Annotated in this window: 19 protein-coding genes; 13 read left to right on the top strand and 6 right to left on the bottom strand. The window is 36.6% G+C overall.

Annotated features, from left to right (window positions below):
- The first annotated feature begins 5 nt into the window (after window positions 1-5).
- From WJN01_RS01190 to rlmB, 4 genes are all read left to right on the top strand, one after another.
- Window positions 6-1,727 carry a SusD/RagB family nutrient-binding outer membrane lipoprotein gene (locus tag WJN01_RS01190; RefSeq protein WP_445195329.1) on the top strand — a complete coding sequence of 574 codons (1,722 nt, stop codon included), beginning with the start codon at window positions 6-8 and terminating at the stop codon, window positions 1,725-1,727.
- Window positions 1,728-1,739: 12 nt separating this feature from the next.
- A complete protein-coding gene (locus tag WJN01_RS01195) occupies window positions 1,740-2,672 on the top strand; it encodes a hypothetical protein (RefSeq protein WP_445195330.1) in 933 nt (310 codons plus the stop codon).
- A gap of 18 nt (window positions 2,673-2,690) precedes the next feature.
- Window positions 2,691-3,599, top strand: a complete 909-nt coding sequence (locus WJN01_RS01200; protein ID WP_445195331.1) for a hypothetical protein — start codon at window positions 2,691-2,693, stop codon at window positions 3,597-3,599.
- A 62-nt stretch (window positions 3,600-3,661) separates the two neighbouring features.
- Window positions 3,662-4,399 (top strand): 23S rRNA (guanosine(2251)-2'-O)-methyltransferase RlmB, encoded by a 738-nt coding sequence (gene rlmB, locus WJN01_RS01205; protein WP_445195332.1) that lies wholly within the window; start codon window positions 3,662-3,664, stop codon window positions 4,397-4,399.
- A gap of 5 nt (window positions 4,400-4,404) precedes the next feature.
- On the opposite strand, the gene WJN01_RS01210 is transcribed toward rlmB, so the two are convergent.
- Window positions 4,405-5,142, bottom strand: coding sequence for a rhomboid family intramembrane serine protease (locus WJN01_RS01210; protein ID WP_445195333.1), 738 nt, complete (start codon window positions 5,140-5,142; stop codon window positions 4,405-4,407).
- Between the two features lie 152 nt (window positions 5,143-5,294).
- Between WJN01_RS01210 and WJN01_RS01215 the strand changes: the two genes are divergently transcribed.
- The 3 genes from WJN01_RS01215 to WJN01_RS01225 all read left to right on the top strand — a co-directional run bounded on the left by WJN01_RS01215 (window position 5,295) and on the right by WJN01_RS01225 (window position 8,138).
- Complete coding sequence (locus WJN01_RS01215) at window positions 5,295-6,578, top strand: replication-associated recombination protein A (protein ID WP_445195334.1); 1,284 nt, start codon at window positions 5,295-5,297, stop codon at window positions 6,576-6,578.
- A gap of 228 nt (window positions 6,579-6,806) precedes the next feature.
- Window positions 6,807-7,328: a DUF4136 domain-containing protein gene (locus WJN01_RS01220; protein ID WP_445195335.1), complete on the top strand. Its 522-nt coding sequence runs from the start codon at window positions 6,807-6,809 to the stop codon at window positions 7,326-7,328.
- Between the two features lie 84 nt (window positions 7,329-7,412).
- Window positions 7,413-8,138 (top strand): SDR family oxidoreductase, encoded by a 726-nt coding sequence (locus WJN01_RS01225; RefSeq protein ID WP_445195336.1) that lies wholly within the window; start codon window positions 7,413-7,415, stop codon window positions 8,136-8,138.
- Here the strand turns inward: WJN01_RS01225 and WJN01_RS01230 are convergent, their stop codons facing one another.
- The 3 genes from WJN01_RS01230 to WJN01_RS01240 form a co-directional block, all read right to left on the bottom strand.
- On the bottom strand, window positions 8,139-9,536 hold the full coding sequence (locus WJN01_RS01230) for a M64 family metallopeptidase (protein WP_445195337.1): 1,398 nt from the start codon (window positions 9,534-9,536) through the stop codon (window positions 8,139-8,141).
- Between the two features lies 1 nt (window position 9,537).
- Window positions 9,538-10,002 (bottom strand): hypothetical protein, encoded by a 465-nt coding sequence (locus WJN01_RS01235; RefSeq protein WP_445195338.1) that lies wholly within the window; start codon window positions 10,000-10,002, stop codon window positions 9,538-9,540.
- A 128-nt stretch (window positions 10,003-10,130) separates the two neighbouring features.
- A complete protein-coding gene (locus WJN01_RS01240) occupies window positions 10,131-16,208 on the bottom strand; it encodes an alpha-2-macroglobulin family protein (RefSeq protein ID WP_445195339.1) in 6,078 nt (2,025 codons plus the stop codon).
- Between the two features lie 191 nt (window positions 16,209-16,399).
- On the opposite strand from WJN01_RS01240, the gene WJN01_RS01245 reads away from it, so the two are divergent.
- On the top strand, window positions 16,400-17,134 hold the full coding sequence (locus WJN01_RS01245; RefSeq protein ID WP_445195340.1) for a tetratricopeptide repeat protein: 735 nt from the start codon (window positions 16,400-16,402) through the stop codon (window positions 17,132-17,134).
- 70 nt (window positions 17,135-17,204) lie between these two features.
- The gene (locus tag WJN01_RS01250) at window positions 17,205-18,560 is read left to right on the top strand and encodes a UDP-N-acetylmuramate--L-alanine ligase (protein WP_445195341.1); all 1,356 of its coding nucleotides are present in this window, start codon (window positions 17,205-17,207) and stop codon (window positions 18,558-18,560) included.
- 149 nt (window positions 18,561-18,709) lie between these two features.
- On the opposite strand, the gene WJN01_RS01255 is transcribed toward WJN01_RS01250, so the two are convergent.
- Window positions 18,710-20,512 (bottom strand): right-handed parallel beta-helix repeat-containing protein, encoded by a 1,803-nt coding sequence (locus WJN01_RS01255; protein WP_445195342.1) that lies wholly within the window; start codon window positions 20,510-20,512, stop codon window positions 18,710-18,712.
- Between the two features lie 133 nt (window positions 20,513-20,645).
- Window positions 20,646-21,533: a dienelactone hydrolase family protein gene (locus WJN01_RS01260; protein WP_445195343.1), complete on the bottom strand. Its 888-nt coding sequence runs from the start codon at window positions 21,531-21,533 to the stop codon at window positions 20,646-20,648.
- 50 nt (window positions 21,534-21,583) lie between these two features.
- Between WJN01_RS01260 and radC the strand changes: the two genes are divergently transcribed.
- The 4 genes from radC to WJN01_RS01280 all read left to right on the top strand — a co-directional run bounded on the left by radC (window position 21,584) and on the right by WJN01_RS01280 (window position 25,309).
- A complete protein-coding gene (gene radC / locus WJN01_RS01265) occupies window positions 21,584-22,282 on the top strand; it encodes a RadC family protein (protein ID WP_445195344.1) in 699 nt (232 codons plus the stop codon).
- A 115-nt stretch (window positions 22,283-22,397) separates the two neighbouring features.
- A complete protein-coding gene (locus WJN01_RS01270) occupies window positions 22,398-23,699 on the top strand; it encodes a polysaccharide deacetylase family protein (RefSeq protein ID WP_445195345.1) in 1,302 nt (433 codons plus the stop codon).
- Window positions 23,689-24,378, top strand: a complete 690-nt coding sequence (locus tag WJN01_RS01275; RefSeq protein ID WP_445195346.1) for a YjjG family noncanonical pyrimidine nucleotidase — start codon at window positions 23,689-23,691, stop codon at window positions 24,376-24,378. Before WJN01_RS01270 ends, WJN01_RS01275 begins: the two co-directional genes overlap by 11 nt.
- A gap of 73 nt (window positions 24,379-24,451) precedes the next feature.
- The gene (locus WJN01_RS01280; protein ID WP_445195347.1) at window positions 24,452-25,309 is read left to right on the top strand and encodes a hypothetical protein; all 858 of its coding nucleotides are present in this window, start codon (window positions 24,452-24,454) and stop codon (window positions 25,307-25,309) included.
- Window positions 25,310-25,311 lie beyond the last annotated feature (2 nt).

The raw sequence follows: 25,311 nt of genomic DNA on the forward strand, positions 1-25,311 counted from the left end.
ACGCAATGAAAACATATAAAAGAATAACAAAATATTCTGTTTTACTGGGGTTAATGGTAACGATGCTATTTAACTCTTGTGAAACCTTAAATTTAGAATTACAAGAGGATCCCAATGAACTTGGGGAGAGCTCGGCAGACCCTAATTTTGTTCTTAATTCAATTGAAGGCACATTTGGATTTCAGCACTTTGGATTGAATGCCATCGTTGAACCAATGATGAGACATAACCATTTGTTTGGAACTTATGCAAATAGTGCGGGAACCGAAACTATGAATGCGGCTTGGCAACAAACCTATGCCATAACCACCAATTTAAATTTTATTAAACCCATAGCTGAAGCAAGAGGTTTACCACAACATATTGGCGTAGGTCAAGTTGTTGAGGCTTTTGCCTACATTACTTTAGTGGATTTTATTGGTACGGCAGCATACAGTCAAGCTGTTAACGCTGAATTTCCAAATCCGAAATTGGATGAGGGTGAAGACATTTACAACGCCATGTATGACCAATTGGATGAAGCTATCGTGAACTTGAGCCAGGAAAACGCAATTGCATTTAACGATATATACTACAACGGTGACGCAAGTAAATGGATAAAATTAGCTAATTCATTAAAGTTAAGAATGTATGTGCAAAGTAAGTTAGTAGCTACACCAGCAATGGTAGCTAGCTTAAATGCCATCGTTGCCAGCGGTAATTTTATCTCTGACCCCGCCGATGATTTTCAAGTGCTTTTTGGAACGAATGAAACCAATCCGGATAACAGACATCCTTATTTCCAACAGCAATATGGCCAAGGAACAGATGCTGGTAACGTATTTCAAAGCAATGATTTCATGAATCTATTGCTCAATACTAAATCTGCTCCAGATCCTAGAACGCCATACTATTTCTACAGACAAGATTTAAACGATCCACCAGCTCAAGATTATGACCATTGTACGCCTTCCTTTTTGTATTGCTATTTAGGTGATGGCTATGATGGTAGAGACCACGGTGATGACGAAGGTATTGAAAACGATGGTCTACAACGTGTTGCTTATGGTATTTATCCAGGTGGTGGTGCTTATGACAGTGCAGGAACTCAAGCGGAAGAAATTGCCGTTGCCAACTCCACTTTTGTTTATGACCCAAGTGCCTCTGGAACAGAAGCTGAGCAAAGAGCACTTCATATAAGCACACACCTTAGTACGGTAAACCCATCTACAGTAAACAGTACTAATAATGGTGGAGCTGGTGTAGGTCCATTTCTTACAGCTTGTTTCGTTCATTTCCTATTGGCTGAAGCTGCTTTACCTGCCCCACAGGGTATGGGAGCTAGCGGAAACAGCGCTACATTACTTGAAAAAGCAATGCAACTATCGTTTGATAAAGTAGCTGATGTGAGTGGTATACCAATGCCATCGGCCGACGTTGACGACTATATTGACGAGGTTATGGCAGAATTTAATGCCGCTGACAATGAAGGTAAATTAGAAGTTATTGCACGCGAATTCTATATTGCATCTTTCGGTAATAGTATAGAAGCTTATAACTTATACAGAAGAACAGGATATCCAACTCTTGAGCCTCATGTTTTGAGTAGTGGAGGAGCATTCCCAAGAAGTTTCTTCTTGCCTGCATCAGAGTTAAACACGAACGCAAATCTTGATCCGGATTTAGATCAGAAAAAATTAACCGACCAAGTTTTTTGGGATACCAATCCTGCTGGTTTTATTGATTAAAAAAAGATAATTATGAAAAAAATAAAATATTTATTAGCCTATTTTGTACTTGGAGCGGTAAGTTTCACTTGTACAGACCAAAGCACGTTTAGAAATCCCTCTCACCACGAATTGGAGCAAGGTGCTTTTATTAGATTCTCAGGTAATGTTATGCCTGCTACATTTGAAGACGCTCAAAACATTTCTTTTACTTCAGAAGTTTGGGATCCAAATAACAATGTTATTGAATACAATCTGGGGATAACCGCAATAGTTGGAGGTGTAAAATATGTTGCTGACGATATTATTACCCTAACCAGTTTCCCTGGAACGGTTACAATAACCAGCCAACTTATCGCCGATGCTATTGGTGTTGATGTCAACACATTCGGATTTGGTGACCAATTTAATTTCCTAGGTACCGCAACCCGAGCAGACGGTGTGGTATTTAATGGTTTGCAACCTTCATATGATGATGACACCATGTCAATAGGCATTGGAACCACTGAAGCACAATTAGAAACACCCGCCTATAAAAATGCCATGACATTTGGGACTATCATTTCATGCCCTTTTAATCAGGCAGATATGATAGGTACCTATACCATTCTTCAAGATGATGGTTTTTCAGCAACAGGTAATACGCAATTTGAAATTATTGCCGGTCCCACCGCTAACCAAATAATACTTGTTAATCCTTACGATTCTGCAGGGAACTTTAACATTACAGTTGATGTTACCCCTTTGGGTATTGCCACTTTTGAAAATCAAATGGGTGTATTAACCGAAGAAATATGTTGCGCGGGTTATACGCCCACATATTTCGAATCAAATGCGGTTGTTTCTATTGCCCTTTCATGTATTGGATACATTAGTCTTAATTTCGATACAGGCTTAGGTCTTGCTGGAAATCCACCAACTGCGTTTACCTTTGGTCCAGGAAAATTTGTAGCCCAAAAAAATTAACTCAAAATTAGTTAGATTATGAAAAAAATAATATATATCACATTTTCCATATTAACTATCGGGCTTTTCTCCTGTAGTGAAGACGACAGTTATTCAATTGCTTATGTTGACAATGAGCAAAAGGTAGCGCTAACTGGTACGCTGACGATTACAAATCCATCGACAACTATTTATACTGGTGATGCTATATCCTTTATTGTTGAAGTACCTCAAGCCTTTGAAGTAGATGCTAAAGTGGAGGTTACGTTTAAATCGTCTTATAACGAACTAGCACTTACTTCTAATATCGATAAAGTTTATGTTACTATCCCTAAAGGTACAACTTCCTTGTCAGGGACTTATGACGCATCATCTTTCGGTAATGACATACCTTTCTTGGGTGTAGCAGATTTTTTAACGGCTAATATTACGGGTATTGCCCTTGTGCAACCTCCAAAAGAAGATGAAGAAGGAAACCCAATAAATCCCTATGTACCAGTTGATGATCCATACACTATGACTTCTGAAGCGGTAAACTTTCAATTTATAGCTGGTACCTCTTGGACAGTTCCTACCGATAAAACTTTAATGGTAAGCTTAGATTGGCAAGGCCCTTATAGTGAAAATGATATAGACCTATATATCATTGATTCAGGGTTTACAACCCTATATGAATCATCGGAATCTGGATCTCGATTCGAGGGTGATTTCTTTAATAATCCTGCCAATGAAAATCATCCTGATGGAGATTACGTTGTTGAGATAGGTGTATATACCAGTGTTGATGATAGCCCAATACCTTATCAACTTACGTTTACTCATCCAGATGGGACCAGAGAAGTTTTTGAAGGCACTGTAGATCCTACTATTGGTTACGTAGATCCTGTAGGATTTACTAAAACAACTGATGGAGAAGGAAATGTTACTTATGACATATATGCCCTTTAAAATATTTTAATTGTTTAAAAAACCACCTCAATTTCGAGGTGGTTTTTTTATACCTTTAACCCATGGAAAACCTAACCCAAATATTTGGCATAAGAGCCATAATTGAGGCCATTAACGCCGGTGAAACCATTGATAAAGTGTTTCTTCAAAAAGGCTTAAGCGGTGAACTATTCAACGAGTTGGAATCTTTAGTCAATAAAAAATCCATCAACAAATCTTATGTGCCTGTTGAAAAACTCAATAGACTGACCAATAAAAACCACCAAGGTGCTGTTGCCCAAATCTCTCCTGTTGCATTCCACGATATGGAAACTTTAGTTTTAAATGTGATTGAATCTGGCAAAGACCCCTTGTTTCTATTATTGGACCAACTTAGTGATGTCAGGAATTTTGGGGCAATTATTAGAACTGCCGAATGCACAGGTGTTGATGGTATAATAATTCAAAAAAAAGGTGGTGCTCCTGTAAATGGGGACACCATTAAAACAAGTGCGGGTGCTGTTTTTAAAGTGCCTATTTGTAAGGTAGACCATATAAAAGACGCCGTATTTTATATGCAAGCTTCTGGAATAAAGGTCATAGCCGCAACGGAAAAAACAAATGACACCCTATACGATGTTTCATTTAGTGAACCGTGTGCTATAATTATGGGTTCTGAAAGTCGTGGTATAAACCCCTCAATTTTAAAAGTTGTGGATGCCAAGGCTAAATTACCTCTGCTTGGAACCATTGAATCTTTAAATGTTTCAGTGGCTTGTGGGGCATTTTTGTATGAAGCTGTTAGACAAAGACTTTCTTAGACTTACTAGATTTTTGGATTTTTAGATTTATCCTGTTTATAGATATAATTAATAGTTGGCTCGTCTTCTATTTCTGTTTCAATATTTTCTATAAAATTCCCATCTTTATCAAAGTGTTTTAAAAACGGGTCATCATCTTCGTTATAGTTTCCCTGTTCCCAAACATATTTTTTTGGCTTAGCAACTTGCTTTCTAAAAATTAAAGCAAAAAGGAAACCCGTAATTAAACCCGCTGTATGACCTTCCCATGAAATACCTTCTTCAATAGGCAATGTATACCAAATCATGCTTCCATAAAGAAAAACGACCAACAGAGACAAGGCAATGAGCCTAAAATGTTTTGCAAAAACCCCTTTAAAAAAAGTAAAACTTATTAAAACATAAATGAGTCCGCTTATCCCGATATGATATGAAGGTCGACCAATCCACCACGTTAAAAAACCAGATAATAAAATACCATAAACAATGACTTTCCAAGCAATAGCTCTATAGAAATAAAATAATGCCACGGATAGCACAAATAATGGCACGGTGTTATGATAAATATGCTTAATGCTGCCATGTATAAAAGGGCTTAACACAACCCCCCTCAACCCCTTTAAAGTCTGCGGATAGATGCCATACTTGTTAAAGTTATATCCAAAACGTACCTCAAACCAAAATACCAACCAAATGAGCAGTACTAAAGATATAGGGTAGGCCACTACCCCAGTTGAAAATTTAAAATGTGATTGGGTTTTCATTGAGCTTAAGATAGCAAATAATCGACCAACTTTGTTTTTGATGCTAAAATGTCATATCCATCACTTTACAAAAATTTTACTTTTTAATGTTGATGAAATTAAGTTCAAAATAACATTCTATTTTACAAAGGAATTGTTTTAATTTTACGCATATGAATGTAAATGAGCCCTTAGCCGAACGATTACGTCCAAAAACCTTGTCCGAATATGTGAGTCAAACACACTTAGTGGGTGAAGGTGGCGCACTTTCGCAGCATATTAAACAAGGCTTGATTCCATCAATGATTTTTTGGGGGCCTCCTGGAACGGGAAAAACCACACTTGCCAACATTATTGCCACAGAATCTGGAAGACCATTTTATACATTGAGTGCCATAAATTCTGGCGTTAAGGATGTTAGGGACGTTATTGAAAAAGCCAAGCAAAGTGGCGGGCTGTTTACCACCAAAAATCCAATTTTATTCATAGATGAAATTCATCGATTCAGCAAATCGCAACAAGACTCGTTATTACAGGCTGTTGAAAAGGGCTGGATTACCCTTATAGGCGCAACAACCGAAAACCCCAGTTTTGAGGTTATTTCTGCCCTACTATCGCGTTGTCAGGTTTATATTTTAAATGCTTTTGACAAAACGGATTTAGAAACCCTTTTAACACGTGCCATTAAACAAGATGAGCTGCTTTCAAAAAAAAATATCGAATTAAAGGAAACGAATGCCCTTTTAAAACTTTCGGGGGGCGATGCCCGAAAATTGCTCAATATTTTTGAACTTATTGTCAACTCTTTCAATACAGATTCTGTTACCATTACAGATGAAATTGTACTCAAGAAAGTACAGAACAATACCGTTCGTTACGACAAAACTGGCGAGCAACATTACGATATTATTTCGGCGTTTATAAAGTCCATTCGTGGCAGCGACCCCAATGCCGCCGTTTATTGGCTCGCTCGTATGATTGAAGGTGGCGAAGACGTTAAGTTTATCGCCCGTCGAATGCTTATTTCAGCCAGCGAAGATATCGGCAATGCCAACCCCACGGCCTTGGTTATTGCAAACAACACGTTTCAAGCTGTAAATACCATTGGTTACCCTGAATCCAGAATTATTTTAAGCCAATGCGCCACATATTTGGCTTGCTCCCCTAAAAGCAATGCCGCCTATACCGCTATTGGCAGTGCACAAAAATTGGTTAAGGAAACGGGCGATTTAAGTGTTCCTCTTGAAATACGAAATGCACCGACAAAACTTATGAAAGAATTGGGGTATGGCGACAATTACAAATATGCCCATAACTACGAAAACAATTTTGCTGACCAAGAGTTTTTGCCAGACGAAATTAAAAATACGAAACTGTACGACCCTGGCAACAATGCCAGAGAGAATGCGCACCGTGAGTTTTTAAAGCAACGTTGGAAAGATAAATATAACTACTAATCTTTTTGGGCATTACCACAAGGGTCGGGCATTATTCGTTGATTCCTATTTTAAATTATTGAATTCATGAATATAAATATTTCAATACTCACTCCCTCCTACGTTGGGAAACTCAAACAATTAGCATGTGGTGAACGCAGTCGAACGGTTCAATCCCTAATGCAATTAGCAACTTAATTAAAAGATGTTGGAATAATTTTTGATTACATTTATCTAAAATTTAACCCCATGAAAGCTTTAAAATTTACCCTTTTGGCTTTAGTTATTGTATCGTGCGCCCCTATTCGGGTAAGCTATGATTTTGACCATACGGTCAATTTCAACGTTTATAAAACCTATCAGTATTACGGCGACATGGAAACAGGACTTAGCGAACTGGATACCAAACGGTTTTTAGATGCCATTGATGCACAAATGACTGCCAAAGGTTTTGGGATTTCTGAAAACCCAGATTTTTTAATTGACATAAAAAGTTCATCATACCAAGAACCACCTAGACAGACTGTTGGCGTTGGCGTTGGTGGTACGGGTAGAAATGTTGGTGGGGGAATTTCAATTGGAATCCCTATAGGGCAAGCCAATGTAAACCGACAAATCACCATCGACTTTGTAGATGAAAATAAAAAACAACTTTTTTGGCAAGCTGTTGCAGAATCAAGTTATTCCCCAAATGCTACACCAGAAAAACGTGAAGAACATTTAAATGCCATTGCAAAAAAAATGCTGTCACAGTATCCGCCTAATCAATAAACCTTCAAATTTTATAAATATCCTAACATTTAAAATACGTTAATCGTTATTACATTTTGTAGTTTTATGAAAATCAATAAAACTATGAATAACTTAAAAGGCAAAGTCGCCCTAATTACTGGCGGTTCTAAAGGAATTGGTTTCGGTATTGCGCAATCACTAATGAACGAAGGAATCCATGTTGCCGTGACGAGTAGAAGCCAATCCTCAGCGGATGAGGCAGCCAAAACATTAAATTCCAATAATTTTACAGACGCTAAAGCTATAGGCATTGAGGCTGATGTTCGCAGTTTTGAAAGTCAGCAAAAGGCAGTTGAAACCGTTTTGAAGCACTTCAATCAATTGGACATTGTAATCGCCAATGCAGGATTGGGACACTTTGCTTCTATTGAAGATTTATCCATAGAGCAATGGCAGGAAACCATTGACACTAATTTAACGGGTGCTTTTTATTCCATAAAGACAAGTGTAGATGCATTAAAAAAATCGCAAGGCTACTACATCACCATTTCAAGTTTGGCTGGTACTAATTTTTTTGCCAAAGGATCGGCATACAATGCCAGTAAATTTGGCTTAACAGGATTTACCCAATCAGTAATGCTTGATTTAAGAAACCATGGCATAAAAGTAAGCACGATTATGCCTGGCTCTGTATCGACATATTTTAACAATAATACACCAGATGCCGACGATGCATGGAAAATTCAAATTGAGGATATTGGTGAGTTGGTGGTTGATTTAATCAAAATGAACCCAAGAACGCTGCCAAGCAAAATTGAGGTTCGACCAAGTATGCCGCCGAAAAAGTAATTAGTGTTTTACCAATTTCTTGTTGGCTATAAGCACTTTATCCGAATAGAAATTAGTAATATAAATACCTGTATTTAAGTTACTTATATCCAACTGACAACTTTCAAGGTTTGATATTTTTAGTGCTTTTACCATTCTTCCATCCAAACTAACCAATTCAATATTCAGCTTTGAATTGGCTTCACCTTCATACATAAAAGTCACCGTTGTACTTGCAGGATTAGGAAACATAGAAATACTGTAGTTATCCATTTTACTTTCTATGTCCTTAACACCCAAAGTAGTATAGTTGATTTTCCAGTTTACCAGAGATACATGAAAATTATCATGGTTATCTACTCTCTGAAAAGGTGAATTATCGTGTATAACTGCTGTTAAGATATTCTCCCCTTCTATCAAACTGGTCTCTAAAAGTGTAACATCATCAACATTGTTGGCAAAATTAGAGCCATTTAATGTCCAAACACTTTCCAAAGTATTTGGTATTGGCTTGATCAATTCGAGTTGAAAATCCAATGGAAAACTAGAAGGGTTTTCCACGGTACTATTATTTGGGACATAGTTATCTATAGGAGATATTAAATCGTGTATTTTTTCGACCATTGCTTCTTTACAAACAGAGCAAAAAGGAGCCCCCAAATAGCGCATCTTACAGTTTTGATGTGGCCTATACCATGGTTTTGGATTACCGGAAAAATCGGAATGCTGGTAAATCCCAACGCTATTTGTTCCCATCCAGTTCGTCCATTTCACCAAGCTAGGATTAGTTTCTTGAGTCATATTTATACCCTCCATCGCATAAATATCATCTTGATAATATTCGTCCTTCAAATTAAACAAAGAATGCCCCAATTCATGGATTGCAATCTCATTGGCACTTGCACCATTTGAAGCCGTTGCAATAAAGCCACCGGCACCACCATAAACATTAGAATTTACTAAAATGATTATTTGATCGTAATTGGGAAAATTATCTGCCATTACATTATTGATTGTTGCAAAACTACTCGTGTACAACAATCTATGGAAGCCATAACTATCAAACGAAGTATCAAAATAAGTATCTACTGTTTCTATTGGTGATATCGGTTCAACAACATCAGTAGCCGTTCCAGGGTGGTCCGCTCCACTTTCATTGGAAGGTACTTTTATGGCGTAAACATTAAAATAATCGGCATATTCCAAATAGGGAGATTGGGTAAACATATCATTTGAAAAGTTTGTGGCATCAGTAATAAACTGAGGCAATTCAGAAGATTGATACCCCTCACTTAAAATAACCAAGTTAATTCGGTTATTATCATCACCAGAAACTTTAATGGATTCAACCTCAAAAACTTGAGCCAAAATTGTTGTGGTGTATAAAAATAGAATGGCTATGCAAAGTAGGTGTTTCATTTTAATTCAATTTGGTTTTAATTAGGGGTTTACTTTGCTTTAAGCTATCTACAATTTCACTGATTTCAATATATTTTGTTTTACCATTTAATTGTAGCCTTAAAGAAAGGGCACCATTTTCTAAATCGATTTGTTTTTTTTCAAAGATAAGCGAATCATTAACAAATTCAACTTTTTTCGATAAAGGGTTTTGAATGATAACCACTTGAAGTTCATTGGATTGCTTATCTAACTGGGCGCATTTCAAATCCCCAATTTTGCCAGAATTCAAGTAATTTGAAGATGCTTTTTTTAGTTTTCCGTCTGTGATTGTTTTATTGATGAATTGAACTTGCTTAAACCCATCATCAGATTTTGAAATGGTATAATTTAAAAAAATAAGTTTTGGGTTCGCCTCAGATTGCGCATCTGCTTGCGGAATACTCCTTTTTGAGCCACAGGAAGCAAGACTTAATAGTGCAAACATAAAAAATGATACCTGTGCAAAGCTTTTATAAAAATTATTTTGGGGCATTAGTTTTTCAAACTTCAAATTTTAGCTGATGCAAGGTAATGATTTCTTAACTTCAAAATCAATTTAAAGGAACCCCTGTGTTAATTGCCAACCAAAATCCTGCTTCCTTCACTGTGGCTACTAAACTCGGGCGCATACATGCTTTGAATGGTTGTAATACCATTGCTCATATTACCAGCATTGTTTACACGTAAATCGTACTCAAAAACATAAATGCCTTTTGGTAAATAATCAAAAAAGAAATTGGTTGAAGCATCTTTTGTACTTTCATAATAACCTAAACCATCCTGCCATTTGTATTGGGATAAAACGTTAATGGGCTCCAATCCTGAAGCGCGCATGTCTTTCATATGAATGAATTCCATGTTTCTATCACTTCGCAACTCTATTCGCACCCTTACTAAATCACCCACTTTTAAATTTGTACTTGAAGTTATTTCAGTGATTTCTTCACCGGTATCCGTATTCGTTCTAAAGAATAGTTGTTTATTTAATTTTAATGGCGTTTCTGCTGAAGTAATTTTATCCAAGTCTTCAAAATATTGCCAATATAAACTTCCCCAGGCAATGCCTTTTCCCTCTTTTGAAATTTTTACTTCGGCCATTTCAGGTTTAATTTCTGAAGCATTCCAAGAGGTTTTATAATAGCCTGTTCCCGCTTCAACCTTAACATTTTCAAGTTTTGAAGGGTCAATTTTTTCTCCGCCCAAAACCACATCAACCATATCGGTAACGCTTAACCAATCTCTACCCTGAAGCAACAAAGCGTAAACAGCATCTGTAGTGGCTTTGGTGGTTTTCCAACGATTGGTTTGCTTGTTTTTAAGCAACCATATTTTAAGATTATCAATGGTTTCGAGATTCTTCTCTTTGCTTTGAATGACAGATCCGGCCTCTGAAAACGCTTCAATCAACAACGCTTGGGTTTCAATGGGCGCTTGGTACCAAAACCATGAATTGGCATTGGCTTTCCAGTACATGCCCAATTCATTTGAGGTTACACTTGTTTCCTCTAAGGAATTCATGATTTTTGAGGCCATTTTTGCATCGTTATTTCTGTGCGATACCAAAGCCATTAATCCTTTGGCATATAACGGTCTTTTTAACCAATACTTTTGAATTTGGGTTTGATAATAGCTTGTAATCTCCTCAACATTTTTACTCCTTTTAATTTCGGGGAAAAAGCTTCGCATGTACAAATAATGCAATTGGGTATAGCTCAAGTGGTCTTTGCTTAAATCTACATTAGCATCATATTTTCTGATGTCATCATATTCTTTAATGAATTCTGAATCGAGATAACTGATGGCTTTTTCAATCATTTTATTATGAGACCCTTCGACTGCGCTCAGGGTGACACCGAGCTTGGTAAGATGTCCGAAGCCAGAAATAATATGCTGTGTAATAAATCTGTTTTCATAACCGCCATTAAACCAAGGCCATGCGCCAGAAGGCATTTGGTTATTTTGCAGTTTTTGGATAGCTGATTGCAGTTCATTGTTCATTTTATTTAAATCGAACAATAGGGCAATGCGTTTTTTCTGTTCGGTTTCACTTTGCGCATCCCGAAGCCACGGTGTTTCTTGAATAAGGATTGATTTTAATTCCTCGTTTTTTTCAAGATTGCTGATCAGCACATCTTGAGATTTCCACTGATTGAAAACCTCTTTGATTTTAGGATTGTTGTTTGCAATATGGCTGGCCAGAGCATTGGCGTAGTAGCGACTAAAGGTTTGTTCGTTGCAATCGTAAGGGTATTCCATAAGATAAGGCAAGGCCTGAACGGCGTACCAAGCCGGATTGGAAGTCATTTCTAAGGTTAGCTTATGGTGTTTTAAAGTCGTTGAATTGTTCGTTTTTAGTTTATCTAAGGTGAAGGTTCGCGTTTCGTTGGAACGCACCCACATGGGCAATGTCTCTGTAACCAACATACGGTTGCTCAATACAGGAAGAACGTTTTGCTCGCCGTCACTAAAAGTTTCCGATTTGGCCATTATTTTGTATTGAATGGCACCTACATTATCGGGAATGTTTAAATTCCAAGAAACTTGGGTATTACCTTTGGCATTTATGGAAAAGGTTTCGACTGCGCTCAACCTGACAAGTAAGTTTGTGATGTCGCTTCCAGAAATTGCATCAGTTAAAATGAGTTTGGCTTGGCCTGAAAGCGGTTTTTCCGTTAGGTTTGAAATTTTAGTGCTTATTGTAATATTGTCCCCTTCTCGTAAAAAGCGTGGTGCGTTTGGTGTTACCATAAGTTCCTTTTGGGTAACCGCTGTTAAAGTTTTCGTGGTGCTTTCCAAAGTTTTGGTATGTGCCAATAACTGCAGTTTCCATTGGGTCAAGGCTTCGGGTGTTGTAAAACTGAAACTTACATTTCCTACTTCATCGGTCTGCAACTTTGGAAAGAAAAATGCTGTTTCTTGAAGGTTTTTGCGGATTTGAATGTTATCGAAGTTTTTTTTTTCTTCCTTATTTTGAGAAATAGATTTTGATTCCTTCATCATTTCAGGAGCAGCACCAACCATGACTACCTCTTCCAAAGCACTATCATTTAATTTTGCAAATGCCACAGGTTCTTCTGCTTCAACAGAATCTTCAACCATTTGCACACTTGCTACTCTTCCACTCAAACCACGAATTAATAGATTGTTTGAATAGCCAAAACCAAACCCAAACCAATTCAATCGGTCATATTGTTGCTGTGGGTAGCTTAAACGCATTTTGCTGTTGTAAACCCTAAAATTACGCGTGCCAAAACTTTTGTTGGATTGACTATAAGTGCGGGCATAATACAACGGCTGTTGCAACGGATTGAAATTCCACGCATGCGGTTTAAACTGGTCTAAAGAGGCATCGTACATGCTTGCCAATAGTTCGGTACTTACTTTTTCGCCTTGTGGCCCTTTGATTTTAAAACTCCAAGTTTCGTCAGTTCCCGGTTGTAATTTATCTCGAAACGTCAATGTTTCAATATCTAAATCGGTTTTTGGATATGGCACTGAAATAGCCAGAGAACCGGATTGAAAACTATTAAAAACCGCAAAGGTATAATGTACCGCAAAACCACCTACATCACTTTTCTCAACAGGAACGGTGATAGCTTTTTTGCCGTTTTGCAAGGTGATAATTTCAGTTTTTAAGATTTTTCCATCCTTTTCAACAGACACAGTAATCGATAAATCTTCGGCGGAAGAACCCAAGGTAATTTTAGCAACATCTCCAATTTGATAGGTTTCTTTGTCTATGCTGATACTGAATAATTGATTGTCGGCCAAAGAATCATCATCGTTACTAAAAAGTGTGGTTTTGGTTTGGTCTTTTACCAATTGCCCAAATTTGTCTTTACTTTCCAAAACAATTAAGTATTGCCCCGATTTCCACTTTTTAATTTTGCCGAGGTTGACTTCCTTTGCTATTTCAGTATTGAAATTCTCCTCAAAAACCAAATCGCCTTTTTCCCAGTTTTCATCAAGATGTTCATTGGTATAGGCCTCATGCGGAAACAGATTTTTAAATGTTTCTTCAGAGAATTCCTGATAATCTGGCGCAGGCCATGGACGCTGCCTCAAGGCCCTTTTTGGAGCTATTAATTTATATATTTTAATCACACCTTTGGCTGGCACAAACTCACCATTTAAATTTTCGGTTGTTATTTTTATGGCATGGCCTTTTTGGGTTTTGTCCAACTGTGAATCAACATCCATTTTGGCAACCAAGGCATGGTAACCCACATGTACCGTAGTTGCGGCACTTCGGGTTTCACCATTTAAATCTGTAACATCGGCTGTTATTTCATAATTGAAAATCGGCAAACTACTTTTGTCTACACTTTGGGCTGGCAGGGCTTTAAAGGTTATTTCAAATTCACCTTTTTCATTCGTCATGCTTTCACCATGGGTTATTTCCTGAGGTTCGCTATTAAACCAAGGGCGATACCAAAAATACCACCTTGGGTACTGTACTTTACGGTGTACTCGATACACCACTTTGGCATTTGTAATGGAACTTCCGGCATAAGCCAAAGCATTGCCTTTTACAGTAATGGAATCGGTTACCTTAAAGGTTTCGGTTACCGGTTCAAACTTGGTTTCAAACTTTGGGCGTTTGTATTCTTCAACCGAAAAATATTGGCTGCCATTCAAATCCTTTTTGTCGCCATCGAGTTGAATATGATATTGACCTGTTAAACCACTATTGGGTAAAATAAATTCTCCAGAAACAGAACCAAATTCATTGGTTACCAGTTCAAGTTCTTTTACTTCTTCACCATTTACGTTAAAAAGTGCGGCAGAAACTTTTTCTGAAGCCAAAACTTCAGATTTATTTTCTTTGGATTTTACAACTATAGCCTTAAAATAAACCGTTTGTCCAGGCCTATAAATGCTTCTATCGGTAAAAACAAAAGCCCCGTAATTGGTAATTTCCTCCCTTTCGTTGTAATGCCTATTGATGTAATAGTCACCAAAATAAGCCACATCGTTTCCGTTTGTAACCTTGGCGGTAATGTTACGGTAACGGTCGCCTGATTTTTCTATTTTAATTTGCCCATTGGCATCTGGCGTATGGGTTTGTTTTGTCGTTTTGTTATCGTAGTTTTCGGTAAAAGACAATTCAACTTTTGCTTTAGTAACAGGAGCACCATTATTTCGATTTATAATTTGAAATATTTTATAATCTGGCGTTTCCGTTTCAACCAGAGCTAAATTGGTCACTTGAATATTCGCAAAGCCAAATACATTTTCGTCATCTTTCTGTATTGCTAAAATGACATACCTACCGTTGTCCAATTTAGGTACTAGTACCTCAGTAGTGTGCAACTGATAATCGCTTTCATTTTTTAATTGGTTATCCCAAGATTCAACAACATCAAGCTTTTTAATGAATTTTAGTTGGTCTTCCTTTTTGTAAATTTTGCTGAATTTTTCAAACTCATTTTCTGAAATGCCATAGATTTTAAATTGAAGGGCGTTCAAATTTTTATAGCGCACCAAAACTTTTGAATCCATTTGAATGGGCAAAAAGTCCTCAGCCGTAATTTGAAACGTGGCATATTCAATTTGCGATTTTAGGGTTTCACATTTTTCGGCACCTGTGCTTTTTGGAAATTCTGAAATCACACGATTGCAAATTTCCAAAGCCTCCTTTGCTTTCCATCTATTTTCCTCTGATGTCTTGGGCTGATAGTTTTGGCTCTGTTGGAAATAAATTGAAGCCATTTCAAAATCATATAATCCTGAAACTTCATTAGATTTAAAACGTTTGCTTTCAGTTTTCAAAGCATCCAACAAGAAGGCTTGTTTATCGCTAAATGTTGCGTATTGATTTGCAAATTTTAAACGTTCAATATCAACATCTGCCAATGCCAAGGGTTCTTTGTCCTTTAAATGAAACTGAATCAAATCTTGATAGATTTTCAAGGCATTGAGTTGAAGAGAAGTGGAATCTTTTGAGGTGATTTTTAACTCTGAAAATGATTTGGAATCACTTATATAATCTTTATCGTCAAGTTCAAATTTATATGCCGGTTTGGTAATTTGGGTTTCGCTTGTTTTGTAAAAACTTAAAGCTTGGTGATTCAAAAAATCGAATAAGGTTGGTCGGAACTTTTTAGAGCCTTTCACTTCATTCAACAAAACGCTGTATTTGTTCAATTTTTCCTGCTGGAGCATCAACCCATTTTCCAACGAATTTTGAAAATGCGAATGAATTTCATCAAACAGCGTATGTAAATCCCAAGTTCTAAAATCATTGGCATCAACTTTTTCAGAAGTTTTTGTCCGGTTATAAAACTTCCATCTGTTTTGGTTGAAATATTGCCAATACAGATTCGCCAAAACGCTTTCCAAAATATTTTTAGTTGGAAATTCTTGGGTTTCAATTTCATTTTTAAAATCGTTAACAATCCTCAATTGCGCATCTTCCTCCAAAACCAGTGCATACTTGCTTTTGTAAAATATGGTTTTAATAATCTGGTTTTCGTTATTCAATTTACGGGCTTGCTGTTCAATATCCTCAACAATTTTTAAGGCCGATTGCGGTAAACCATCGGCTTCCAATTTTTCAACCTTGGCCCACAAATTTTGAAAATCATTGGCTTGAGCATGTGAAAAATTGGCAAAAAATAATATCATAAGTATGGGTAGTATGCGTTTCATATACTTTGTTTTTACATCTATTAAAAATGTCAACTATAATGATTTACTTTAATTGACGTTTTAACTCTAAAATAGTTTCAAAAGCCATACCAAACAAATGGCCATTGCGTAAAACATCCGTTTTGATGAGTGAAGTTAGCCATTTTTTTAGTCATTTATAAAGATTAACTTTGCCTTTCGAAATAAAAAACATGAAGAAGTTTATCATCCTACTTTTACTTCCTGTATTGGCATTTGGACAAACCAGTTTTGACCAAGTTGAATTGCTATTTCAAAAAAAACAGTTTACCGAGGCTGAAGAACAAACCGTTCAAATTTTAAAATCTGAGCCCCAAAATGTAAAAGCGATTGAGTTGTTGGGCGATGCCTACGGACACCAAAAGAAATGGGATGAAGCGCTCATTCAGTATAAAAAATTAGTGGAACTTAATCCTGATAATGCCAATTACCATTATAAATATGGTGGGGTTTTAGGGATGAAGGCACTCGAAAACAAATTCAAGGCCATTGGACTTATTGGCGATGTAAAAGCCTCATTTTTAAAGGCAGCAGAGCTGGACAAAAACCATATTGATGCACGTTGGGCTTTGGTTGAATTATACATGCAATTGCCCGGCATTTTTGGAGGAAGTAAAAATAAAGCCTTGGAATTTGCCCAAGAGATGGATACACTTTCAAAAGTTGATGGCTATTTGGCCAAAGGCTATATTCATGAATATGATAAAGAGCCTGAACTCGCCGAAAAATATTATAAAATGGCCATAATTGAAGGCGGTTCTTTAGTGTGTTATGATAAACTCACTAAGTTTTATATGGCGCAAAATGAACCTGAAAAGGCCATTGCAAATCTTCAAGATGCCTATAATAAGCATCAGCAAAAAGATTTATTACTTCAAATAGAACGCATCAAAGAAAACCAGCGGTAGAAATTTAAAGACAATCCATGGTACTTTAAAAACGCGCAATCCTTATATTTACAGCTCACAAAATCAATTCATGAACGTACATTTTATAGCCATTGGCGGTGCAGCCATGCACAACCTGGCCTTGGCATTACATAACAAAGGCTACAAGGTAACCGGAAGCGACGACACTATTTTTGAACCTTCAAAATCACGATTGAAAGCCAAAGGACTTTTGCCCAAAAGCTTTGGCTGGTTTCCAGACAAAATCACCAAAAATTTAGATGCCGTAGTTTTGGGCATGCATGCCAAAGCTGATAACCCCGAGCTTTTAAAAGCACAGGAATTGGGACTTAAAATTTACAGTTATCCTGAGTTTTTGTACGAACAATCTAAAAATAAAACCCGTGTAGTTATTGGTGGCAGCCACGGAAAAACTACCATAACGTCCATGATTTTACATGTGATGCACTACCATGACCGGGATGTTGATTATATGGTGGGCGCCCAATTGGAAGGTTTTGATGTGATGGTAAAACTTACCGAACACAACGATTTTATGGTTTTGGAAGGTGACGAATATTTAAGTTCGCCAATTGACAGAAGACCTAAATTCCATTTATATAAACCCAATATTGCCTTATTGAGCGGCATTGCTTGGGACCACATTAACGTGTTTCCAACCTATGACAATTATGTGGAGCAGTTCCGCATTTTTGTAGATAGTATTGTTAGCGGTGGAAGCATTAATTACAATGAAGAAGACCCCGAAGTAAAAAGTGTGGTTGAGGCCAGCGAAAACACCATTAGAAAAATAGCCTACCGAACGCCTGATTATACCGTTGAAAACGGACAAACCCTTTTGGAAACCCCTGAAGGGCCATTACCAATTGAAGTTTTTGGCAAGCACAACCTCAACAATTTAGCTGGTGCCAAATGGATTTGCCAGCATATGGGCATTGATGAAGATGACTTTTACGAAGCCATTGCGACTTTTAAAGGTGCCAACAAACGTTTGGAAAAAATAGCCGAAAGTAAACAAAGTGTGGCTTATAAAGATTTTGCCCACTCACCTAGTAAAGTGGAAGCAACCACCAACGCCGTGAAAGAACAATATAGCAACCGCACATTGGTAGCCTGTTTGGAACTACATACCTACAGTAGTTTAAACGCTGAATTTTTAAAAGAATATAAAGGCGCTTTGGATTCTGCCGATGTTGCCGTGGTATTCTACTCACCGCATGCCGTTGAAATAAAAAAACTGGAGAAAGTGACCCACGAGCAAATTGCCGATGCCTTTCAGCGTGACGATTTAATCATATACACCAACCCAGAAGATTTCAAAAACTTTTTGTTTTCACAGAATTTTGATGATAAAGCATTGCTTTTAATGAGTTCCGGAAATTATGGTGGGCTGGATTTTGATGCTGTTAAGGGGTTGGTTGGGTAGGTTATTAACTCTTGTCCAAAACTTTTTTAGTAAAGAGATTGAACAATGCTCGGGATTACTCTTGGAGATATAAAAAACGTCTTTAATCTAAACCCAAAACTCTGATTAAGTTGATTTATTTTTGGGTAATAAGGCATCTCGTTCAAAATTTATCTTTTTAAAATTTTATAAGAAATAGAATTATTTAACCTAATTAAATAAATGCCAGATTCAAGGTTTGAAACATCTATTTTTTCTTGATTATTTATTTTAGAATATGACTTAACGATTTGTCCTTTTGAGTTGTAAATCACAAGACTGCTAATTTGTGTTTTGCCCTTTATCCTAAGATAATCAGTTGCAGGAACTGGATAAATAGAAAAAGTATTTTCGTTTATACGTTTTAAACCTAAAGTTGCCTCTTGAGATTCATAACATCCCATATCTATAAAATTTTCATGAACACGTGGGTTACCCGCCAAATCAAACTGAGAGGTATTACTAGATGGACTAATTTGATTTATGCACGGAGACGGAACCGATGAGTTTAAAGTCCAATCTGAATTAAAACCATCAAAGTTAGAACCAACTCCTGAGGATGGATTATTGAAAAGCGGATCTAAATTTATATTGTTTAAATACTCGCCTAAATAAAAAGTGTTTTGAGCAGATTGAACCCCTAACAAGCCATTTTCAATATCGGAGTAGTATATATTGGGATCACTACCTTCATCTTCCAAGTATATTTGATTTCTTGAACCAGATGCCTCATTACCCCAAAAAATTGAATTACTAATATTGGGGTCAGATGAATTTTTGCAAAACAATCCACCTCCATTTCTAGCCATATTGTTAACGATAGTATTGTTAATCATTGTTGGGCTTGAAGCAAAAAAATGAATTCCGCCACCATCTTTGGATGTGGAATTATTTGAAATCAAGTTATTGGAAATCAAATCATTTGCCCCATTAGAACTCCAATAAATTCCACCACCACCATATTCATCTAAATCGTTAAATGTTTTATTATTAGAAATTACATTATGAGAAACAATATTTCCTGTTCCTCCAGTTCCTACTTTAGTTATATATAATCCACCGCCTCCAATATCACCTGAAGCTTCATTATATGTTATAATGTTACCCGTGATTGAAGCTGACTTGGATAAAACACGTATTCCACCACCTCGACCCCCATCACAAATATTGAAAGATATTTTATTATTCTTTATTATTGGACTACCTGAACCTCCAGAATCATAAGTGTATATACCAGCTCCAGACAACTCTAATGCAACATTTGAACTTATGTTGTTATTATCAATTACGGGACTGCATAAAGCACCAGCATAAATTCCACCACCACCCCCTTTGGCTGTATTATTCCGTATAGTATTATTCTTAATATTTGGAGAACTCCCATTATCACAAAATATTCCTCCTCCATTCAATTCCGCATAGCAATTTTCAATTAAAGAATTAGAAATATTAACTTTTGAATACCCCTCAATAAAAAAGGCCCCTCCACTATTAAGAGGGGAAGGCCAGTTTGCTTTACCGTATTCAAATTTACAATAAGAAAAACTTGAAGTGTCATTGGTACTCGAAGTGTTTTCAAATCTAACTCCAAGCCAGCCAAGAGAAGGATTACTAGCTGTAAAAGTAATTGTATCGTTCACAGTTCCTATTGCAATTAGTTGTCCTAACACAGAAAACTTGTAGTCGCCTTGAAACTCAACTTTTACCCCTGGTTCTATGGTCAAAGATTTTGTGTCAGCAACCAGAATCGCTCCTTCGATAATATAAGGAGAATTAGATTTAGTCCAAGTTCCTTCCACTAATCCGCCGGGGATATTAGTTTGAGAATGAATATATGATAAAGTCATAACAAAAACGAATATTAATACTCCGTTTTTTATAGAAATGAACTTAATTGAAGGATTGCTGTAAAAATTAAAACTTTTAGTTATCATTATTTGTTATGAAGTTATGGGTATTTACATTTTGACTATGAGCTTGGTAAAATACATAGTAATTAACTTAGCTATAAGTCAATAAAACGAATATAGATGAAATTATTTACAAAATCAAAAATTTTAAATAAACCTACCCTAACTTTTCCTTAAAAAAAGCAATGCTACGTTCCCAAGCCAAAGTTGCCGCCTTTTCATCATAACGTGGCGTAGTATTGTTATGAAAACCATGGTTTACATCATCATAAAAATGAGCGGTATATTCCACATTGTTCGCTTTTAAAGCTTCCTCATAATCTGGCCAACCAGCGTTTACTCGAGTATCCAATCCTGCAAATTGTAACAATAATGGGGCTTTTATGTTGGCTGTGTCTTCAGCACTTGGTTGTCCACCGTAAAATGGTACGGCAGCGCCCAAGGTTGGTATTCTAACCGCCATCATATTCGATATCCAACCACCAAAACAAAAGCCAACCACACCAATTTTTCCATTGCAATCTTTATGGTTACTTAAATAATCATAGGCAGCAATAAAATCTTCGAGCATCTCATTTCTATCGCGCTGGCGTTGCATTGCACGTCCATCATCATCGTTTCCGGGGTAACCACCCAGAGGGGACAAGGCATCGGGTGCCAAGGTGATAAATCCTTCCAAGGCTGCGCGTCTGCACACATCTTCAACATAAGGGTTTAAGCCTCTATTTTCGTGCACCACAACAATGCCTGGCAGTTTTCCTTTAAACTCATCAGGTTTTGACAACAGACCTTTTATGGTGCCACCACCTTTCGGTGATTCATATTCAATATATTCAGATTTTAAACGTTCATCATTGGGTTTCACGATGGCGGTATTTATGTAATCTGGCGATATAAAACTCAATAAAGAGGAAACCGTAACGCCTCCAACAGCATATATGGAAAGTTTTTCTACAAATTGGCGTCTGTCAATTTTGTTGTGGGCATAATAGTCGTACAGGTCAAATACCTCTTGGCTAATGTCTTCTTTTTTTAATGGCTTCATAGGATTAATTTTTTATTGCTCCTGTAATTTACAATATTTATCTTTAGTGCATGACAGAAAAACAAGCGTCCTTTTCCATAAAAAACTGGAGCCAGGACGATCAACCTCGCGAAAAATTGCTTTACAAGGGCAAAACGGCTTTAAGTGATGCCGAATTGGTTGCCATATTAATTGGTTCGGGCAGCAGAAATGAAAGTGCTGTAGCCCTTTGCAAACGTATTTTGGCGAGTGTAGATAATAATTTGAGTGCCTTAGGGCGACTTTCCGTTAAGCAACTTATGGAGTTTAAGGGCATTGGTGAAGCCAAGGCCATAACCATTGCGGCTGCTTTGGAATTGGGCAGAAGACGACGTAGCGAAGAAGCCCTTGAGCGAAAAAAGATAACCTCAAGCACATCGGTTTTTGAATTAATGCAACCCATTATTGGCGAATTGGAACACGAGGAATTCTGGATTATTTATTTGAACAATTCCAATAAGGTCATCCAAAAAAACCAATTGAGCAAAGGTGGCATAACGGGCACTTTGGTTGACGTTAGGTTGGTGCTAAAAAATGCTTTGGAAGTTGGTGCCGTCGGGCTCATTCTGGCACATAACCATCCGTCGGGAACTTTAAAGCCCAGTGAGGCCGACAAGCAAATTACCGAAAAACTAAAATTGGCATCAGAGAGCCTGGATATAAAAATTTTGGACCATCTCATTATAACAGAAAAAGCATACTTTAGTTTTGCAGATGAAGGCATTTTGTAATTTTAAAGAATAGATGTTAAAAAATCAAAATATCAAATTCCAAAAACGGGACTAATTATTGTAAACTCAAAAACTGAAAACTGCCTACTGAGACTGAAAACTGCTTACTGAATATATGCTATTAGTTTACACCCATAAAATATCGCCACGTTTAAAATATGTCTTTAAACATATTTGCAAAAGGATATTGGGTATTGAGGTCAATTTCACCACCCAAATTGAGGAATTTATTGCACACGATAGTTTAAAGATGTCTTACACCACCAAGCAACTTGGCAACGAGTTTTTTGTGAAAAGTCACGATATTTTGTTTGAACAGGGTTTGAGCGATTTAGATATCCACTTACACCCTTGGGAAAACACAAAATGTTTCTTTCACATTGGTGAAAAAAGTGCCATTCCTTTTGATATTTTTTCGGCTTCCTTTTACCTATTGTCGCGTTATGAGGAATATTTGCCTCATTTAAAAGATGATTACGGCCGGTTTACTGCCAAAGAAAGTTTGGCCTACAAAGAAGGGTTTTTACATCAGCCCGTAGTGGATATTTGGGCCTACAAATTTAAGGCTGCCTTGCAAAAGCAATTTCCAAAATTTGAATTTCCCGTTAAGTCATATCGCGTTGTCCCCATCATTGACGTGCCTAGTGCCTACAAGTATAAATTAAAGGGCATCATGCGTTCGTTTGGCGGTATGATAAAAGATGTTTTCAGATTGCGTCTTAAAGGTTTATACACTCGGCTTTTGGTGTTGTTTGGTTTCATTCACGACCCATACGATACTTTTAAATATATTATAAACCGACAGAAACACTCTAGCTCCAAATTCCTGTTTTTCTTTTTAATTGGTGATTATACTACCTACGATAAAGGCATCAACCCCAACAAAAAGAAATTTGTTTCGCTAATGAAACATGTGGGCGATTATTGCAATGTTGGGTTAAAAGCTTCCTTTTTTGCCATTGAGGATATGTCCATCTTAAAAAAGGAAAAATTAAGGATTGAGGAAATAATGAACACCAATTTAATTGCAACCCGACAATCGTTTTCAAAACTAAATTTGCCCGAATCCTACAGAAACCTCATTTCACTTGAGATTAAGGAAGATTACACTATGGGCTATGTAGATCACATTGGTTTTAGGGCGGGTTCGTGCACCCCATTTTTGTTTTATGATTTGGACTATGAAGTGCAAACGCCTCTAAAAATTGTCCCTTATCATCTTATGGATTATGCCCTTTTGAAACAACATTCACAGCTTGACAAGAAGAAGGTTTTAAGTGAAATTATGGATGAAATCAAGCAAGTGAATGGCCAATTTGTACCCATATTTCATAATTATACGTTTAGCGACCATGATAGATGGAAAGGCTTTAAAGAATTATTTAACATTATAATAGATTCGCCAAATGAAGATTAACGGCATTACAGATGTTTTTTTTGATTTGGACCATACACTGTGGGATTTCGACAAAAATTCTGCGTTGACTTTTCAAAGGATTTTTCAAATTAACAATATCGATTTGGATGTTAATGTATTCTTAGAACATTATGTACCCATCAACCTAAAATACTGGAAATTGTATAGAGAGGAACGCATTGAAAAAAGTGCCCTTCGCTATGCCAGATTAAATGAAACGTTTCAGATTGTTGGCTATTTGGCTGAGGACGAATTGATTTATAAACTTTCTGAAGATTACATCACCCATTTAACCACATTTAACCACCTTTTTGAAAACACCTTCGAAATTTTAGAATACCTAAGCCTCAACTACCGTTTGCATATCATTACCAATGGTTTTGAAGAAGTACAAAGCAAAAAATTGAACCAATCTAACATTCATAAATATTTTAAAACGGTCACCAATTCCGAAATGGTTGGAGTGAAAAAACCAAACCCAAAAATATTCAACTATGCTCTGCAGCAAGCCAATACTATTGCCGAAAAAAGCATTATGGTAGGCGATAGTTATGAAGCCGATATATTGGGCGCACAAAATATTGGTATGGATGTTGTGTTTTTTGATTTGAGCCAAACAGTGACAAACAACGGCATTAAAAAAATAGATAACCTCATACAATTAAAAAACTATTTGTAAGTTTTATAATTTAACATTTACCAAAACTCAAAAACGTATATTTACATTCAGATTTTAAATTAATTCATTAAAAATGAACACCAAGTTTTTCACATTATTAGTCTCTTTTTTTATAACAATTTCAATTTTTTCCCAAAACCAGTTGAATGATTATAAGTACATTATTGTTCCGAAAAAATATGATTTTTTAAAGGAAAAAGACCAATACCAGTTAAACTCATTAACCCAATTTTTATTTAATAAATATGGTTTTGAAGCTTACATGGAAGGTGAAGACTACCCACAGGATTTGAGCATGAATCGTTGTTCTGCTCTAACCACAGATGTTTTAAAAGACTCTGGATTGTTTAAAACCAAGCTCACAATAGAACTTAAAGATTGTAACGGGAATATGGTTTTTACTTCAAAAATAGGAGAAAGTAGAGAGAAAGAATATGCCACGGCTTATAATTTGGCTTTAAGGGATGCTTTTGAATCGGTTAAAGCACAAAATTACAAGTACGAACCTAACGAGAAAATGGTATCGAAAACCACTCCCATCGCTTCTTCAAACAAAGAAACGGCTGCCGAGATTGAAAAATTAAAAAAGGAAATCAAAACCTTAAAAGAGGAAAAACAGACTGAAGTTGTTGAAATCAAAAAAGAAGTTGCTGAAACAAAACCGGTAGTTGAAGAAAAAGTTGTTGCCGTTACCGATGATAAAATTAATACAGAAGAACCAACAGTTTTATATGCACAAAAAATTGAAAACGGTTATCAGTTGGTGGACATGACACCAAAAGTGGTTTATAAAATCAAAAAAACAGGACAGGAAAACTTGTTTTTGGTTGAAGGTGAAAACGCCATTATTTACAAAAAAGGAGACTCTTGGTTTTATGAGTTCAATACCGATGGAGGCGTTATGCAAAAAGAGCTGAATATTAAATTCTAAAT

Source organism: Tamlana sedimenti, from assembly GCF_038148895.1.
Lineage (GTDB): Bacteria > Bacteroidota > Bacteroidia > Flavobacteriales > Flavobacteriaceae > Tamlana.

Coding starts and splice junctions, on each gene's coding strand:
- WJN01_RS01190 (WP_445195329.1), top strand. CDS start 6: ATGAAAACATATAAAAGAATAACAAAATATTCTGTTTTACTGGGGTTA.
- WJN01_RS01195 (WP_445195330.1), top strand. CDS start 1,740: ATGAAAAAAATAAAATATTTATTAGCCTATTTTGTACTTGGAGCGGTA.
- WJN01_RS01200 (WP_445195331.1), top strand. CDS start 2,691: ATGAAAAAAATAATATATATCACATTTTCCATATTAACTATCGGGCTT.
- rlmB (WP_445195332.1), top strand. CDS start 3,662: ATGGAAAACCTAACCCAAATATTTGGCATAAGAGCCATAATTGAGGCC.
- WJN01_RS01210 (WP_445195333.1), bottom strand. CDS start 5,142: ATGAAAACCCAATCACATTTTAAATTTTCAACTGGGGTAGTGGCCTAC.
- WJN01_RS01215 (WP_445195334.1), top strand. CDS start 5,295: ATGAATGTAAATGAGCCCTTAGCCGAACGATTACGTCCAAAAACCTTG.
- WJN01_RS01220 (WP_445195335.1), top strand. CDS start 6,807: ATGAAAGCTTTAAAATTTACCCTTTTGGCTTTAGTTATTGTATCGTGC.
- WJN01_RS01225 (WP_445195336.1), top strand. CDS start 7,413: ATGAATAACTTAAAAGGCAAAGTCGCCCTAATTACTGGCGGTTCTAAA.
- WJN01_RS01230 (WP_445195337.1), bottom strand. CDS start 9,536: ATGAAACACCTACTTTGCATAGCCATTCTATTTTTATACACCACAACA.
- WJN01_RS01235 (WP_445195338.1), bottom strand. CDS start 10,002: ATGTTTGCACTATTAAGTCTTGCTTCCTGTGGCTCAAAAAGGAGTATT.
- WJN01_RS01240 (WP_445195339.1), bottom strand. CDS start 16,208: ATGAAACGCATACTACCCATACTTATGATATTATTTTTTGCCAATTTT.
- WJN01_RS01245 (WP_445195340.1), top strand. CDS start 16,400: ATGAAGAAGTTTATCATCCTACTTTTACTTCCTGTATTGGCATTTGGA.
- WJN01_RS01250 (WP_445195341.1), top strand. CDS start 17,205: ATGAACGTACATTTTATAGCCATTGGCGGTGCAGCCATGCACAACCTG.
- WJN01_RS01255 (WP_445195342.1), bottom strand. CDS start 20,512: ATGATAACTAAAAGTTTTAATTTTTACAGCAATCCTTCAATTAAGTTC.
- WJN01_RS01260 (WP_445195343.1), bottom strand. CDS start 21,533: ATGAAGCCATTAAAAAAAGAAGACATTAGCCAAGAGGTATTTGACCTG.
- radC (WP_445195344.1), top strand. CDS start 21,584: ATGACAGAAAAACAAGCGTCCTTTTCCATAAAAAACTGGAGCCAGGAC.
- WJN01_RS01270 (WP_445195345.1), top strand. CDS start 22,398: ATGCTATTAGTTTACACCCATAAAATATCGCCACGTTTAAAATATGTC.
- WJN01_RS01275 (WP_445195346.1), top strand. CDS start 23,689: ATGAAGATTAACGGCATTACAGATGTTTTTTTTGATTTGGACCATACA.
- WJN01_RS01280 (WP_445195347.1), top strand. CDS start 24,452: ATGAACACCAAGTTTTTCACATTATTAGTCTCTTTTTTTATAACAATT.